At 60.7% G+C, this 15,986-nt stretch carries 15 protein-coding genes and 1 tRNA gene; 15 read left to right on the top strand and 1 reads right to left on the bottom strand.

Translation table 11 applies throughout. The features are described from left to right. The first annotated feature begins 6 nt into the window (after positions 1-6). The 14 genes from NKJ93_RS01210 to glpK all read left to right on the top strand — a co-directional run bounded on the left by NKJ93_RS01210 (position 7) and on the right by glpK (position 14,873). Positions 7-366, top strand: coding sequence for a four helix bundle protein (locus NKJ93_RS01210; protein ID WP_352482308.1), 360 nt, complete (start codon positions 7-9; stop codon positions 364-366). 63 nt (positions 367-429) lie between these two features. Then, a complete protein-coding gene (locus NKJ93_RS01215) occupies positions 430-1,371 on the top strand; it encodes an alpha-E domain-containing protein (protein ID WP_023717779.1) in 942 nt (313 codons plus the stop codon). 61 nt (positions 1,372-1,432) lie between these two features. Then, a complete protein-coding gene (locus NKJ93_RS01220; RefSeq protein ID WP_023717778.1) occupies positions 1,433-2,227 on the top strand; it encodes a transglutaminase family protein in 795 nt (264 codons plus the stop codon). A gap of 30 nt (positions 2,228-2,257) precedes the next feature. Next, a complete protein-coding gene (locus NKJ93_RS01225) occupies positions 2,258-2,989 on the top strand; it encodes a proteasome-type protease (RefSeq protein ID WP_352482263.1) in 732 nt (243 codons plus the stop codon). 58 nt (positions 2,990-3,047) lie between these two features. Next, positions 3,048-4,460, top strand: a complete 1,413-nt coding sequence (locus tag NKJ93_RS01230; protein ID WP_352494585.1) for a pyridoxal phosphate-dependent decarboxylase family protein — start codon at positions 3,048-3,050, stop codon at positions 4,458-4,460. A 128-nt stretch (positions 4,461-4,588) separates the two neighbouring features. Further along, positions 4,589-5,356 (top strand): DeoR/GlpR family DNA-binding transcription regulator, encoded by a 768-nt coding sequence (locus NKJ93_RS01235; RefSeq protein ID WP_023717776.1) that lies wholly within the window; start codon positions 4,589-4,591, stop codon positions 5,354-5,356. A gap of 125 nt (positions 5,357-5,481) precedes the next feature. Continuing rightward, entirely contained in the window at positions 5,482-7,008 is a 1,527-nt protein-coding gene (glpD, locus tag NKJ93_RS01240) for a glycerol-3-phosphate dehydrogenase (RefSeq protein ID WP_352482265.1), read from the top strand. 39 nt (positions 7,009-7,047) lie between these two features. Further along, positions 7,048-8,127 carry an ABC transporter ATP-binding protein gene (locus NKJ93_RS01245; RefSeq protein ID WP_352482266.1) on the top strand — a complete coding sequence of 360 codons (1,080 nt, stop codon included), beginning with the start codon at positions 7,048-7,050 and terminating at the stop codon, positions 8,125-8,127. Between the two features lie 9 nt (positions 8,128-8,136). Further along, positions 8,137-9,204 carry an ABC transporter ATP-binding protein gene (locus NKJ93_RS01250; protein ID WP_023717773.1) on the top strand — a complete coding sequence of 356 codons (1,068 nt, stop codon included), beginning with the start codon at positions 8,137-8,139 and terminating at the stop codon, positions 9,202-9,204. Between the two features lies 1 nt (position 9,205). Continuing rightward, positions 9,206-10,072 carry a carbohydrate ABC transporter permease gene (locus NKJ93_RS01255; protein WP_023674893.1) on the top strand — a complete coding sequence of 289 codons (867 nt, stop codon included), beginning with the start codon at positions 9,206-9,208 and terminating at the stop codon, positions 10,070-10,072. Between the two features lies 1 nt (position 10,073). Next, positions 10,074-10,988 (top strand): carbohydrate ABC transporter permease, encoded by a 915-nt coding sequence (locus tag NKJ93_RS01260; RefSeq protein WP_023717772.1) that lies wholly within the window; start codon positions 10,074-10,076, stop codon positions 10,986-10,988. Between the two features lie 173 nt (positions 10,989-11,161). Further along, complete coding sequence (locus tag NKJ93_RS01265; RefSeq protein WP_031193610.1) at positions 11,162-11,428, top strand: DUF2160 domain-containing protein; 267 nt, start codon at positions 11,162-11,164, stop codon at positions 11,426-11,428. A 77-nt stretch (positions 11,429-11,505) separates the two neighbouring features. Further along, a complete protein-coding gene (locus NKJ93_RS01270) occupies positions 11,506-13,233 on the top strand; it encodes an ABC transporter substrate-binding protein (RefSeq protein WP_023717770.1) in 1,728 nt (575 codons plus the stop codon). A 146-nt stretch (positions 13,234-13,379) separates the two neighbouring features. Continuing rightward, positions 13,380-14,873, top strand: a complete 1,494-nt coding sequence (gene glpK, locus NKJ93_RS01275) for a glycerol kinase GlpK (RefSeq protein ID WP_352587102.1) — start codon at positions 13,380-13,382, stop codon at positions 14,871-14,873. Positions 14,874-15,021: 148 nt separating this feature from the next. Here the strand turns inward: glpK and NKJ93_RS01280 are convergent, their stop codons facing one another. Continuing rightward, complete coding sequence (locus tag NKJ93_RS01280; protein ID WP_023717768.1) at positions 15,022-15,501, bottom strand: BA14K family protein; 480 nt, start codon at positions 15,499-15,501, stop codon at positions 15,022-15,024. A 308-nt stretch (positions 15,502-15,809) separates the two neighbouring features. On the opposite strand from NKJ93_RS01280, the gene NKJ93_RS01285 reads away from it, so the two are divergent. Next, a tRNA-Lys gene (locus NKJ93_RS01285) sits at positions 15,810-15,885 on the top strand. The last annotated feature ends 101 nt before the right edge of the window (positions 15,886-15,986 follow it).

Below are 15,986 nucleotides of genomic sequence, written 5' to 3' on the forward strand. Positions count from 1 at the left end.
ACGACTATTAACTCTTACAGGGACTTGATTGTTTGGAAGGCGGCCGTTGAATTGGCTGTAGATTGCTATTCGGCAACGAAAGCCTTTCCGAGCAGCGAAGTTTACGGGATGACGTCTCAGATACGGCGATCATCTGTATCGATTGCGGCAAATGTCGCCGAAGGGCACGGGCGAGAAAACACGGGATCGTTCGTTCAATATCTTCGCATAGCGCAAGGTTCTCTCAAAGAGTTGGAAACGCACCTAATCTTGTCTGGAAGGGTAGCGCTGATGGTTGAGCAGGACGTATTGCGTTTGCTTGGCCAGGCCGATGAGATCGGGAGAATGCTGCGTTCGATGATCAGGAGTCTGCAACAGAAATCATGAAGCCGATTTTCCCCTATTCGCTATTCGCTATTCGCTACTCACTCAGCATCGAGGCACGTTGACATGCTTCTCGGCCGCACCGCCAACGGGCTCTATTGGATGAACCGCTATATCGAGCGGGCGGAGAACATGGCGCGGTTGGTGGATGCCGGCCTGCGCATGGCGCTCACTCGCACGCAGAATGCTTCGGAGGAGTGGAATTCGGTGCTGCTCAGCGCCGGCTCGGACGCCAGCTTCACGCAGAAATATTCGGACTACACCGCCGCCAATGTCGCCGACTACCTGCTGCGCGATACGTCGAACCCGTCGAGCACGATGTCGTCTATCGAAACGGCCCGTAACAATGCCCGCATGGTGCGCACAGCATTGACGCGTGAAACCTGGGAAAGCATCAACGAAGCCTGGATGTCGCTGAAACGGATGTTGGCCAAGCCGATCGACGAGCGCGACCTGCCCAGCGCGCTCGACGCAATCAAGCGCGAGACGGCGCTGATCCGCGGCTCGTTCTACGGCACCATGCTGCGCAACGAGATCTTCGATTTCTCGCAGCTCGGCACCTATGTCGAACGCGCCGACAACACCGCGCGCATCCTGGACGTGAAGTACTATGTTCTGTTGCCGTCGATCTCCTGGGTCGGCTCGACGCTCGACAACTACCAGTGGGAATCGATCCTGCGCTCGGTGTCGGCGCACCGCTCCTACCGCTGGGTCTATGACGCCGACTACAAGCCGAGCAACATCGCCGACTATCTGATCCTCAATGTCCGCATGCCGCGCTCGCTGACCTTTTGCTACCGCTTCCTGACGGAGCATCTCAAATTCCTGGGTGACGACTATGGTGAGCGCCACGCCTGTCATGCGACGGCCGCCAAGACCCATTCCATGCTGACGGCCGGCTCGATCAAGGATATTTTCGACGCCGGCCTGCACGAATTCCTGGCCAATTTCATCCGCGACAACACCAGGCTCGGCGATGAGATCGCGCAGGATTACAGGTTCTATTGAGCATGATCCCAAAAAACGAAGACCGGTTTTCGGTAAAGCTCATGCTCCAGGGACGACAGCAATGCGGCTGAAGATCACCCACCGGACCGAATACCGCTACGATGCGCCGGTGCATTATCTGTTGCAGCGTTTGCGGCTGCTCCCGGTGAACGGGCGCACCCAGACGGTGCTGTCCTGGGCGCTGAAGATCGAAGGCGCGCGCGAGGAAGTGCGCTTCACCGACCATTTCGGCAATGATACCCGGCTGTTGAGCGTCGAGGGCGAGCGCGACTTCATCACAGTCGAAGCAGCTGGCGAAGTGGTGACGCGCGATACCGCCGGTGTCTGCGGACCGCATCAGGGTTTCGCGCCGCTCTGGCTGTTCGGCCATGAAACGCCGCTGACGACGATCGGCAGCGGCATTCGTGAGCTTGCTGCCTCGGTGGGCAAGGGCACCGACATCGAAAGGCTGCACCGGCTAATGGCCGTGATCGGCGAGCGTGTCGCTTATACACCCGGCACCACCAACGCGACGACGCCGGCCGAAGAGGCCCTTGCGCTCAAGACCGGCGTTTGCCAAGACCACAGCCATATCTTCGTTGCCGCGGCTCGCGCCATGGATTTCCCGGCGCGCTACGTCAGCGGCTATCTGATGATGGATGCAGCGATCGAGCAGGCGGCAAGCCACGCTTGGGCCGAGGCGCATGTCTCGGGCCTGGGCTGGGTCTCCTTCGATGTCGCCAACGGCATTTCTCCCGACGAGCGCTATGTAAAGGTGGCGATCGGCCGCGATTATCGCGACGCCACGCCGGTATCGGGAATTCGGCTGGGACAGGCGGAAGAACAGCTTGCGGTCACCGTCACCGTGGAGCAGTAATCCCGGCAAGATTGTTGCCAAAGAGATTCGATGACCTATTGCGTCGGCCTGAAGATCGATCGCGGGCTCGTGTTCATGTCGGACACGCGCACCAATGCCGGCATGGATTCGATCTCGACCTTCAGGAAGATGCATGTCTGGGAGGAGCCGGGCGAGCGCGTCATCGTTTTGATGTCGGCCGGCAATCTGGCGACGACCCAGGCCGTAGTCAGCCTGCTCGACGAACGCACCAAGGCAGTGGCGGAGCGCCATGCCACGCTGCTCGAAACGCCCTCCATGTACCAGACAGTCCGGTTGGTCGGAGACACCGTCAAGGAGGTCATCGCCAGTTCGTCGCCGGCCGGCGAAAAGGCGGATTCCTATTTCAACGCCTCCTTCATCCTCGGCGGTCAGATCAAGGGCAGCGCGCCGCGCCTGTTCATGATCTATCCGGAAGGCAATTTCATCGAATCCACCGACGATACGCCGTTCTTCCAGATCGGTGAGACCAAATACGGCAAGCCGATCATCATCCGGGCCTACGAAAAGACGATGAGTTTCGCCGAGACGGTAAAGCTGTTGCTGGTGTCGTTCGATTCGACGCTGAAGTCGAACCTGTCGGTCGGCCTGCCGCTCGACCTGCTGTTCTATGAAAAGGACACTTTCAAGGTCGGCCTCAAAAAGCGAATAAACCATGACGATCAATATTATCGCACGATCTCGGATAGCTGGTCGAACGCGCTGAAGACCGCCTTTGCGAGCTTGCCTGATTTTCCCGAATGAAAACCTTCGTTTTTCGTGCTCTTTGATCGCGGCTCGCTGAGGCGCTACGGAGGCGAAGATGAATAGCAACGAATTCCGCGAATGGTCGCTGCGAGCGGCTGAATGGGGCGCCGACTACAGAAACAGCCTTCGCGAAAGACCGGTGCGGCCGCTTGTCGAGCCGGGCGAAATCTTCAAAAGCATCGATGTCGCGCCGCCGGAAGACGGCGAAACGATGCAGGCAATCTTCGCCGATTTCGAGCAAAAGATCCTGCCGGGCATGACGCACTGGCAGCATCCGCGTTTCTTCGCCTATTTTCCGGCCAATGCGGCCCCGGCCTCCGTCGTGGCCGAGTATCTGGTTTCCGCGATGGCTGCGCAATGCATGCTCTGGCAGACCTCGCCGGCCGCAACCGAGCTCGAGATGCGGGTCGTCGACTGGATGCGGCAGGCGCTTGGTCTGCCGGAGGGATTTTCCGGCGTCATGCAGGATTCGGCTTCATCGGCGACGCTTGCCGCCGTGCTGACCATGCGCGAGCGCGCGCTCGACTGGCAAGGCAACAAGAGCGGCCTGCAAGGCCAGCCGATCGTGCGGGTCTATTCTTCCGACCAAGTCCATACTTCCATAGACCGGGCGATCTGGGTGTCGGGCATCGGCGAGGCGAACCTCGTGCGCATTCCGGTCGCCGGACGCTTTCGCGCCATGCAGACGGCGGCTCTGGAAGCGGCGATCGTCACCGACCGCGAAAACGGCATGCTGCCGGCCGGCATCATCGCCAGCGTCGGCGGCACCAGTACCGGCGGCACCGACGATGTCGCGGCTGTTGGCGCGGTGGCGAAGCGGCACGGGCTCTACCTGCATGTCGATGCCGCATGGGCCGGCTCCGCCATGATCTGCCCCGAGTTCCGGCATTTCTGGGCCGGCGCCGAACATGCGGATTCGATCGTCTTCAATCCGCACAAATGGCTGGGCGCACAGTTCGATTGCTCGATGCAGTTCGTTCGCCAGCCGGAAGACCTCGTGCGTACGCTGGCGATCAAGCCCGAATTCTTGAGAACACATGGCCGCGACGGGGTCATCAATTATTCCGAATGGTCGGTGCCGCTCGGACGGAGGTTCCGCGCGCTGAAACTTTGGTTCCTGCTGCGTGCACATGGCTTGGAAAATCTGCGAACCATGATCCGCAATCATGTCGCCTGGAGCGAGAGCCTTGCCGCGCGGCTGGCTCGGGAACCGGATTTCGAGATCGTAACGGAGCCGATGCTGTCGCTGCTCTCGTTCCGGCATCTTACGGCTGCGGGCATCGACTCTGACAAGCACAATTTGCGGTTGGTCAGCGCGATCAACGATGACGGCCGCATCTACCTGACGCAGACTCGGGTGGACGGGCAGGTGGCGATCCGCTTTCAGGTCGGGCAGTTCGAAACGACTGCGGCGGACGTCGATACTGCTTTCGAGGTCATCACTGAGATCGCGCGGGGCCTGAGTTGATAGCCTCGTCGAGATTGCGCCGGAGCTTTTCTCTCTGCAGTCGCCCGATTTTCATTAGCCGGCTCATACCTGTTCATGGCTTTCGTTTTCAGCTATAGACGAGAAAAACGAAAATGAGAGGTTGCTAGATGTATCTGTCGCCGCGTCATTCCGAAATCATCCAGATGGCCAAAGATCATGGCCGCGTACTGGTCGAGGAGTTGGCGACGCATTTCAACGTGACGCCGCAGACGATCCGCAAGGATCTCAACGATCTCTGCGACCAGCGGCTTTTGTCCCGCATTCATGGCGGGGCATTGTTCCCGTCCGGCATCGAGAACATGGAATATGAGGCCCGGCGCAAGATCGCCGCCGAGGAGAAGGAGGCGATCGGCCGCGCGGCAGCCCGGCTGATCCCTGACAACGCCTCTCTGTTCATCAATATCGGGACCACGACGGAAGCGGTCAGCAAGTCGCTGCTCGATCATATTGGCCTGATGGTCATCACCAATAACATCAATGTTGCCAACAGAATGCGCATATATCCTTCGATCGAGGTGGTGATCGCCGGCGGTGTCGTGCGCGGTTCCGACGGCGGCGTGGTCGGCGAGGCAGCGGTCGATTTCATCAGGCAGTTCAAAGTCGATTTTGCGGTGATCGGCGCCTCGGCCATCGACCATGACGGCGCACTGCTCGACTTCGATTTTCGCGAGGTGAAGGTGGCTCAGGCGATCATCGCCAACGCGCGGCATGTGATCCTGGTGTCGGACCAGACCAAATTCGAGCGCACCGCGCCCGTCCGCATCGGCCATCTGTCGCAGGTCAACACCTTCATCACCGATCGTTGCGACATCCCGTCGGTGCGCAAGATCTGCCAGGAGGCAGAGGTTCAGCTGATCGAAACGTCGCTCTCCTAGAGATGCCGCAGCGGCATCTGCCGCCGATCATATTTCGTTTGACATTCGTTATCATTTCGAAATAATCCCGCCACGGTTTCGCAAAACTCAAAAATGCTGCAATGCGAAATCGAGGGAGGACTTCTTTGGGCGCATCACCGATCCATGACATTTTCGTCATCGGTGGCGGCATCAATGGCTGCGGCATTGCCCGCGATGCCGTTGGGCGTGGCTTTTCGGTCTTCCTTGCCGAGATGAACGATCTGGCCAGCGGAACCTCTTCCGGCTCGACCAAACTGATCCATGGCGGCTTGCGCTATCTCGAATTCTACGAATTCCGCCTGGTGCGCGAAGCGCTGATGGAACGCGAGATCCTGTGGAGGAACGCGCCGCATATCATCTGGCCGATGCGCTTCGTGCTGCCATACGCCAAGGGGCTGCGTCCGGCCTGGCTGATCCGGCTCGGGCTTTTTCTCTACGACCATATTGGCGGGCGCAAATTGCTGCCGCCGACGAAAACGCTGGACATGGCCAAGGATCCGGCCGGCAAGCCGCTGAAGCCGCTTTTTCGAAAGGCGTTCGAATATTCCGACGGTTGGGTCAACGATGCCCGGCTGGTTGTGTTGAACGCCCGTGACGCTGCCGAGCGCGGTGCAACCGTTCGAACCCGAACAAGGGTCGTCAGCGCACGCCGCGAAGGCAATCTCTGGACGGTCAGGCTTGAAAACGTGCGGACCGGCGATACCGAGGAGGTCAAGGCGCGGCTGCTGGTCAATGCCGCCGGCCCGTGGGTCGATCAGGTGCTTTCAGCCACCGTCGGCTTGAACGACGTGCACAATGTCCGCCTCGTGCAAGGCAGCCACATCGTCGTTGGCAAGAAATTCGACGACCCACGCGCCTATTTCTTTCAGAACAAGGACGGGCGCATCATTTTCGCCATCCCATACGAAGACGAGTTCACGCTCATCGGCACCACCGACCGGGACTATCCCGGCGATCCGCACGACGTCAGGATCAGTGATGCCGAGATCGATTATCTCTGCGCTGCGGCAAGCGAATATTTCGCGCAGCCGGTCAAGCCGTCGGATATCGTCTGGACCTATTCCGCGGTGCGCCCGCTCTACGACGATGGCGCCTCAAAGGCGCAGGAAGCCACCCGCGACTATGTGCTGAAGGCCGATGGAGGCGAGGGTGCCGCCCCGATCGTCAACGCCTTTGGCGGCAAGATCACGACCTACCGCCGATTGTCGGAATCGATGCTCGAGAAGATCGAGGGTTTTCTCGGCAAGCGCGGCAAACCATGGACGGCAAACGCGCCGCTGCCCGGCGGTGACTTTCCCGTCACCGGCTTCGATGCCGAGGTGGCGAAACTGAAAACGGCGTACCCGTTCCTCGACGCGCGGCTGGCCCGCCGGTTGACTCGGCTCTACGGCACCCGCGCAAGGAAGCTGCTGGGCCTCGCCAAGTCGAACGTCGATCTTGGCCGCAACTTCGGCGCCGATCTCTACGAAGCCGAGGTGCGCTACCTCGTCGAAAACGAATGGGCGATGACCGCCGAGGATGTATTGTGGCGCCGGACCAAGCGCGGCCTGCGTCTCAGCCGTGAGCAGGCGGCAGTGCTCGACGAGTTCATGCGCGGAATAAGCCGGCAGCACGTAGCGGCTGCCGAATAGGGACGGCCGACTGATGCAGAAAGCCTGGGAGGAGGCATCATGCTTGAACTGAGAAACGTGACGAAGACGGTGGGTGCAGCGGAACATATCCGCGACGTCTCGCTGACGCTTCAGCACGGCTCGCTCAACGTCCTGCTCGGGCCGACGCTCTCCGGCAAGACCAGCCTGATGCGGCTGATGGCGGGCCTCGACGTGCCGACCTCCGGCTCGGTCTGGTTCGATGGCAAGGATGTCACCGGCATGCCTGTGCAAAAGCGCAACGTCGCCATGGTCTACCAGCAATTCATCAACTATCCGGCGATGACGGTCTACGAAAACATCGCCTCACCGCTGCGGGTGGCCGGCACGGATCAGGCAACGATCGACAGGGAGGTGCGCAATGCCGCCGCCCTTCTCAAACTCACGCCCTATCTCGATCGCACGCCTCTCAGTCTGTCGGGCGGCCAGCAGCAGCGCACCGCGCTGGCCCGCGCCATCGTCAAGAATGCCAGCCTCGTGCTGCTCGACGAGCCGCTCGCCAACCTAGACTACAAGCTGCGCGAAGAATTACGCGCGGAACTGCCGAAGATATTCGCGGCCGCCGGCACAATCTTCGTTTATGCCACGACCGAGCCGCACGAGGCCTTGCTGCTCGGCGGCAACACGGCGACGCTTTCCGAAGGCAGCATCACCCAGTTCGGGCCGACCATCGAAGTGTTCCGCAAGCCGGTCGATCTGGTGACGGCGAGAACCTTCGCCGATCCGCCGCTCAACACCATCGTGCTTGCCAAGAAGGGCCTGGATTTCCTGCTCGAGGGCGGCGTGAAATTGCCGGTGCCGGCCGAACTCTTCGGCATTGCCGATGCGATCTATACGATCGGCTTCCAGCCTCATCATCTTTCCCTCGATCGGCCCGACGCCGCCGCGGTGCCGGTGCGCGCAAAGGTGACGATCACCGAGATCACGGGATCGGAAAGCTTCATCCATCTCGATTTTGCCGATGCGCGCTGGGTCATGCTGACCCACGGCATTCGCGACTTCGAGCCGGACGAGGAGGTCGAGGTGTTCATCGACCCGCGGCACATCATGGTCTTCGACGAGCACGGCCGCGCCGTGGCCGCGCCGAAGCTGGCGGCTTAGGAGGAAGCGATGGCGCGCATCGATGTCAATCATATCCGCCACTCTTATCTGCAGAACCCCCGCACGGATGCCGATTTCGCGCTGAAGGAAGTGCACCACACGTTCGAGGATGGCGGCGCCTATGCGCTGCTAGGCCCGTCCGGCTGCGGCAAGACTACGCTGCTCAACATCATTTCGGGATTGCTGCATCCCTCGCACGGCCAGTTGCTGTTCAACGGCAGGGACGTGACCAATCTGTCGACCCAAGAGCGCAACATTGCCCAGGTCTTCCAGTTCCCGGTGATCTACGACACGATGACCGTCTACGACAATCTGGCGTTCCCGCTGCGCAATCGCGGCGTGCCGGAGGCCGACGTCGACCGCAAGGTGCGCGAGACGCTGGAGATGACCGGGCTGGCCGATATGGCCAAACGAAAGGCGCGCGGACTGACCGCCGATCAGAAGCAGAAAATCTCGCTCGGACGCGGGCTGGTGCGCTCCGACGTCAATGCCATCCTGTTCGACGAGCCTTTGACCGTCATCGACCCGCATATGAAATGGGTGCTGCGCTCGCAGTTGAAGCAGCTTCACCGCCGCTTCGGCTACACCATGGTCTATGTCACGCACGACCAGACTGAGGCGTTGACCTTCGCCGACAGGGTGGTCGTCATGTATGACGGCGAAATCGTGCAGATCGGCACACCGGCGGAGCTGTTCGAGCGCCCGCGGCACACCTTTGTCGGCTATTTCATCGGCTCGCCCGGCATGAATGTCATGCCGGTGGCGATCGACGGCAAGACCGCGAAGCTGGGCTCGCAGCAGATCGAACTGCCGGGCGTGCCCAAGGCGGGCGGCGGCGCCATCGAGCTCGGCATCCGTCCCGAATATGTGCGCCTGGGCAGCCAGGGCATGGCCGTCCGGGTCAGCAAGGTCGAGGACGTCGGCCGCCACAAGGTGGTCCGTGCCAATCTCGAAGGGCGCGAGATCGCCGCCATCATCGGCGAGGACGAGACAGTTCCGGCTGATCCGAAGGTGCGGTTCGACCCGGCCGGCATCAACATCTATGCCGATTCCTGGCGCGTCGAGATGGGAGCCTGAAGTGGAAAAGACCTGGAACAACAGAGCCTGGTTCCTGGTGCTGCCGGTGCTGCTGCTGGTGGCGTTCTCGGCGGTCATACCGCTGATGACGGTTGTCAATTATTCGGTGCAGGACACTTTCGGCAACAACGTCTTCTTCTGGGCCGGCACCGAGTGGTTCGAGGAACTGCTTTCCTCCAGCCGCTTCTGGCAGGCGATGATCCGCAACCTTGTCTTCTCCTTCATCATCCTGGCGATCGAAGTGCCGCTCGGCATCTTCATTGCGCTCAATATGCCGAAGAAGGGTTGGGGCGTGCCTGTTTGCCTTGTTTTGATGGCGTTGCCGCTGCTGATCCCGTGGAACGTCGTCGGCACCATCTGGCAGGTGTTCGGGCGCAACGACATTGGCCTGCTCGGCTATTACGTCAACGCGCTCGGCATCGACTATAATTATGTGCAAGATCCTTATGACGCCTGGGTCACGGTCATCATCATGGACGTCTGGCATTGGACCAGCCTCGTCGTTCTGCTCTGCTATGCCGGCCTGGTCTCGATCCCGGATGCCTTTTATCAGGCGGCCAAGATCGACGGTGCCTCGCGCTGGGCGGTGTTCCGTTACATCCAGCTGCCGAAGATGAACCGCGTGCTGCTGATCGCCGTGCTGCTGCGCTTTATGGATAGCTTCATGATCTACACCGAACCGTTCGTGGTGACCGGCGGCGGACCCGGCAACTCGACGACCTTTCTTTCGATCGATCTCGTCAAGACGGCGCTCGGCCAGTTCGACCTCGGCCCGGCGGCGGCGATGTCGCTGGTCTACTTCCTTATCGTCCTGTTGTTGTCATGGGTGTTCTACACCGTGATGACCAATTACGACGCGGAGCGCTGAGATGAGCCGCGCTGACGAAAGAGCCGACAGAGTGAGCGAGACGACAGCTTCGCAAGGATTAGCCAGCACGCTGCGGCAGGACGAGATCGCACGGCTGATGCGCCGTCGCGGCGAGGAGTCGCGTTGGTGGTGGATCGTGCCGACGCTCTACATCATCGTTCTGCTTTTGCCGATCTACTGGCTCATCAATATGAGCTTCAAGACCAATGGCGAGATCGTCTCGTCGCTGACGCTCTACCCGCACGCACCGACATTGGCGAATTACCGCACCATCTTCACCGACGCGTCCTGGTATTCGGGCTACATCAACTCGATCACCTATGTGGTTATGAACATGGTGATTTCGGTGGCCGCAGCACTGCCTGCTGCCTATGCTTTTTCGCGCTATCGCTTCCTCGGCGACAAGCATCTGTTCTTCTGGCTGCTGACCAACCGCATGGCGCCGCCGGCGGTGTTCGCGCTGCCATTCTTCCAGCTTTATTCGGCCTTCGGCCTTATCGACACCCATATCGCCGTGGCTCTGGCGCATTGCCTGTTCAACGTGCCGCTGGCGGTGTGGATCCTCGAAGGCTTCATGTCGGGGGTGCCGAAGGAGATCGATGAGACCGCCTATATCGACGGCTATTCGTTCCCGCGCTTCTTCATCAAGATCTTCATGCCGCTGATTGCGAGCGGCATCGGCGTGGCGTGCTTCTTCTGCTTCATGTTCTCGTGGGTCGAGCTGCTGATCGCCCGCACGCTGACGACCACGGACGCCAAGCCGATCGCCGCGACCATGACCCGCACCGTTTCGGCCGCCGGCATGGATTGGGGGCTGCTCGCCGCAGCCGGCGTGCTGACGCTGATTCCCGGCGCGCTCGTCATCTGGTTTGTGCGCAACTACATCGCCAAGGGCTTTGCCCTGGGGAGGGTATGATGGAGCAGGTCGACAGAAGCCCATGGTGGTGGGCCGTGCTGTTTCTCGCCCTGGTCGTCGTGGCCTGGGTGGCCCTTCAAATCGATTTCGTGGCAATAACGGTAGGCTTCAGCGATCCGGCCAATATCCGCCTGTGGGGATTTAACCTCTCGTCCAACCTCGATTTTTCGTGGATGGCGTGGACGTGGCCGACCGCGGCCTTCTTTGGAACCATCTTTCTGCTGCTTTGCGGCATGGCGGTGTGGGAATACGTCTCGCCGGGCGGCAATCCGCGCGTCGGCGTGCTGCGCTTCGAAACGACGCGCGGCGACCGCTTGTTCCTGTCGCTGCTTGGCAGTGCCTTTATCCATCTCGCTTGGCTGGGTCTAGTCGGACCCAATCTGTGGTGGGCTCTCGCTCTCTCCGTGGTCTACGCCGTCGGCGTGTTCCGCTACGTATAGAGGGGGAAACTGTTGGAACGGCGGCGTGCCGGCCGCCGATCCAGATCGCACTTTGAACTTAACAGTGGAGGAAATACATGCGACGGCAATTCTTGACATCAACAACTGCGCTTGTCCTGTTGCTCGGGGCAAGCAACGCCTATGCCGGAATGGACGAGGCCAAGGCCTTCCTGGACAAGGAAATCGGCGACCTGTCGACGCTCGACCGCGCCGGCCAGGAAGCCGAAATGCAATGGTTCATCGATGCCGCGAAACCTTTCGCCGGCATGGATATCAAGGTGGTTTCCGAAACCATCGCCACGCATCAGTATGAATCGCAGGTGCTGGCGCCGGCCTTTACAGCCATCACCGGCATCAAGGTTACGCACGACGTCACCCAGGAAGGCGACGTTGTCGAGAAGATCCAGACCCAGATGCAGACCGGCCAGAACCTCTATGACGGCTGGGTCAACGATTCCGATCTGATCGGCACGCACTGGCGCTACCAGCAGGTGCGCAACCTGACCGACTGGATGGCAGGCGACGGCAAGGATGTCACCAATCCGAATCTCGACCTGAAGGATTTCATCGGCACCTCGTTCACCACCGCGCCCGACAAGAAACTCTACCAGCTTCCTGACCAGCAGTTCGCGAACCTCTACTGGTTCCGTTACGACTGGTTCAACGACGAGAAGAACAAGGCGGACTTCAAGGCCAAATACGGCTACGACCTCGGCGTGCCGGTGAATTGGTCGGCCTATGAGGACATTGCAGCGTTCTTCACCGGGCGTGAGATCGACGGCAAGAAGGTCTACGGCCATATGGACTATGGCAAGAAGGACCCGTCGCTCGGCTGGCGGTTCACCGACGCCTGGCTGTCGATGGCCGGCAATGGCGACAAGGGCATTCCGAACGGTCTGCCCGTCGACGAATGGGGCATCAAGGTCGACGAGAATTCGCGTCCGGTCGGTTCCTGCACGGCGCGCGGCGGCGACACCAATGGTCCGGCTTCCGTCTACTCCATCCAGAAGTATCTCGATTGGCTGAAGGCCTATGCACCGGCGGAAGCCCAAGGCATGACCTTCTCCGAATCGGGGCCAGTTCCGGCGCAGGGCGCGGTTGCCCAGCAGATCTTCTGGTACACCGCCTTCACCGCCAGCATGGTCGACGCCAGCGCCAAGGCCGTGCTGAACGACGACGGCACGCCGAAGTGGCGCATGGCGCCGTCGCCGCATGGCGTCTACTGGAAGGACGGCATGAAGCTCGGCTATCAGGACGTCGGTTCCTGGACGCTGATGAAGTCGACGCCGACCGACCGCGCCAAGGCCGCCTGGCTCTACGCGCAGTTCGTCACCTCGAAGACGGTCGACGTGAAGAAGAGCCATGTCGGCCTGACCTTCATCCGCGAGAGCACGATCCACGACAAGAGCTTCACCGAACGTGCGCCAAAGCTCGGCGGCTTGATCGAGTTCTACCGCTCGCCGGCGCGCGTCCAGTGGTCGCCGACCGGCACCAACGTGCCGGACTATCCGAAGCTGGCACAGCTCTGGTGGCAGGCGATCGGCGATGCTTCGTCGGGCGCCAAGAGCCCGCAGGAAGCGATGGACTCGCTCTGCGCCGAGCAGGAAAAGGTGATGAGCCGCATCGAGAAGTCGGGCGTCCAGGGCGATATTGGCCCGAAGATGGCCGAAGAGCATGACCTCGCCTACTGGAACGCCGACGCGGTCAAGAAGGGCAATCTCGCTCCTCAGCTCAAGATCGAGAACGAGAAGGAAAAGCCGGTCACCATCAACTACGACGAGCTGGTGAAGAGCTGGCAGCAATAGGACCGTTTGATGCGGGCGTCCGCGCCCGCATCGCCATGCTCAGGGGAGGCGGCATGTTGCCGTCTCCCCTGTTTGCGTGAACGGCTCCGCGCCGTCTGGCGTCGAGACACCGTAGCACCTTTGAATTCGCTTCGACGGGAGAGAGAATGACCGGATACATCCTTGCAATCGACCAGGGGACGACATCGAGCCGGGCGATCCTGTTCGCCGACAAGATGAAGGTCGTCGGCAGCGGGCAAAAGGAATTCACTCAATATTATCCGGCCTCCGGCTGGGTCGAGCACGATCCCGAGGAGATATGGGCAAGCGTCGTGGAAACGGTGAAGGCCGCGCTGAAGACAGCTGGCCGCAACGCAGCCGAAGTCGCCGCGATCGGCATTACCAACCAGCGCGAAACCGTCGTCATCTGGGACAAAGAGACCGGCAAGCCGATCCACAATGCGATTGTCTGGCAGGACCGCCGCACCGCGCCGCTATGCCAGAAACTGAAGAAGCTGGGGCTGGAGAAGAAATTCACAAAAAAGACCGGCCTGCTACTCGATCCCTATTTCTCCGGCACCAAGATCGCCTGGATGCTGGACAAGGTGAAGGGTGCCAGAAAGCGCGCCGAGAAGGGCGAACTGCTGGCCGGCACCATCGACAGTTTCTTGATCTGGCGGCTGACCGGCGGCAAGATCCACGCCACTGACGCCACCAATGCCTCGCGCACGCTGGTCTACAACATCGAACAAAACGCCTGGGATGACGAGCTGCTGGCCATTCTCGGCATACCGGCAAGAATGCTGCCACAGGTGAAAGATTGTGCCGATGATTTTGGAATCACGGACAAAAGCCTGTTTGGCGCGGAGATCAGAATCCTCGGTGTGGCCGGCGACCAGCATGCGGCGGCCATCGGCCAGGCCTGTTTCGAGCCAGGCATGATGAAGTCGACCTACGGCACCGGTTGCTTTGCGCTGCTCAACACCGGCAGCGATCTGGTGCGTTCGAAGAACCGGCTTTTGACCACCATCGCCTACAGGCTGAACGGCAAGACCACCTACGCGCTGGAAGGCTCGATCTTTATCGCCGGCGCCGCCGTGCAATGGCTGCGCGACGGCATCAAGGTGATCGGCAAGGCCGAGCAGAGCGGCAAATTGGCAGCGGAAGCCGATCCGACGCAGAACGTCTATCTGGTGCCTGCTTTCGTCGGGCTCGGCGCGCCCCATTGGGATGCCGAAGCGCGCGGCGCCATCTTCGGGCTGACCCGCAATTCGGGGCCGGCGGAATTTGCCCGCGCGGCACTGGAATCCGTTGCGTTCCAAACACGCGACCTGCTTGACGCCATGCGCAAGGACTGGAAGGCCGCCTCGGCCAAGACCGTGCTCAGGGTCGATGGCGGCATGGTGGCGTCGGACTGGACCATGCAGCGGCTGGCCGACATTCTCGATGCGCCGGTAGACCGGCCGACAATTCTCGAGACGACCGCGCTTGGTGCGGCATGGCTGGCCGGCTCGAAGGCCGGTGTCTGGCCGAAGGCGCGGGAATTCGCCAGGAGTTGGGCGCTCGAGCGCCGGTTCAAGCCGGACATGGATGCTTCGACACGTGCGGCCAAGCTGGCCGGTTGGCGCCACGCTGTGCGCAGGACGCTAAGTACGCAATAGGCAGGGATGCCACCGGATACGCACTAATGAAACACCCGCGCCGTTTCGGGCGCGGGCCTGCAGCCTCTAATCTAATGCATGTCGCGCAAACAGCGGTTTTGCGATAGCGCGTCGCATGAGGCCGATCGAACGCGACGCGCTTTAGGACTCAGTAAGGCGACCGGCACTGCCGGCGCGGACCGTAGTTGGGCTGGTAAGTGTTGTCAGAAGCGCGATAGCTCCGATAACGGTCGTAGCACCACTGCACGTGGGCATCGCCACGATAGACACGATTCTGGCTGTTGACGATGGCGCCCGTAATCAGCGCTCCGGTGGCGAAGGCGGCCAGCGGGAACCAGTAGTCACCGTGACGGCGATAGCCGCGACGATATTCGCGATAGCCGCGATGGCCACGCCAATACATGCCATCGTCACGCGCAAAACTGCGCCGGGAGAAATCGCGACGCGAGAAATCGCGGTTGAAACTCCGGTGCCTCCGCCACGGCTCGTACTGGACGGTCTGGACATTCGAGGTGATCCCCTGGGCCGGGGGCGCATAGCTGGGCTGAGCGTTGACTGGCACGATCTCCGCGGCAGCGAATGAGATCGAAAGAGTGGTCGCCAGCAGGCCCGACATGATCCTATTCATGGTCTTCTCCTTGAAACGCATGTCCCTTATCGCGGGAAACGGGCAGGCTGCGCAAATTGTTCCGCCAAAAATCCCAAGTTGCTGATCCGCAAAGGTTCTTCCGATTTGCTGCTTGCCTTTGTCGGCATAGAGGGCGAGCTTCGGTCTTGCGCGAGAACGAGGCCGTTCCGTCGACGCCGAAGCGCTCCGCAAGGCATGATGACACTGCAGGACAGTCTGGTTTGCGAGCCGTCTTTTTCCGGTTGACCGGCAGAGGCACTCTCCCTATGTTCCGCGCAATTTCGAGGGCGGCCTTTCTGAGCCCGCGGGAGCGCGTAGCTCAGCCGGTAGAGCAACTGACTTTTAATCAGTAGGTCATGGGTTCGAATCCCATCGCGCTCACCATCAATAAAATCAATAGCTTAGCTTTCTGCCGGTCTTGCTGAATTTGCGGATCTCAATGGCGAATAGGTAACAACTTCAGGCGAGCTGCCGAGATGGCTCAC

Origin of the sequence: Mesorhizobium sp. M0028 (genome assembly GCF_040323855.1) — a bacterium.
In the GTDB taxonomy this organism is placed as follows: Bacteria; Pseudomonadota; Alphaproteobacteria; order Rhizobiales; family Rhizobiaceae; genus Mesorhizobium.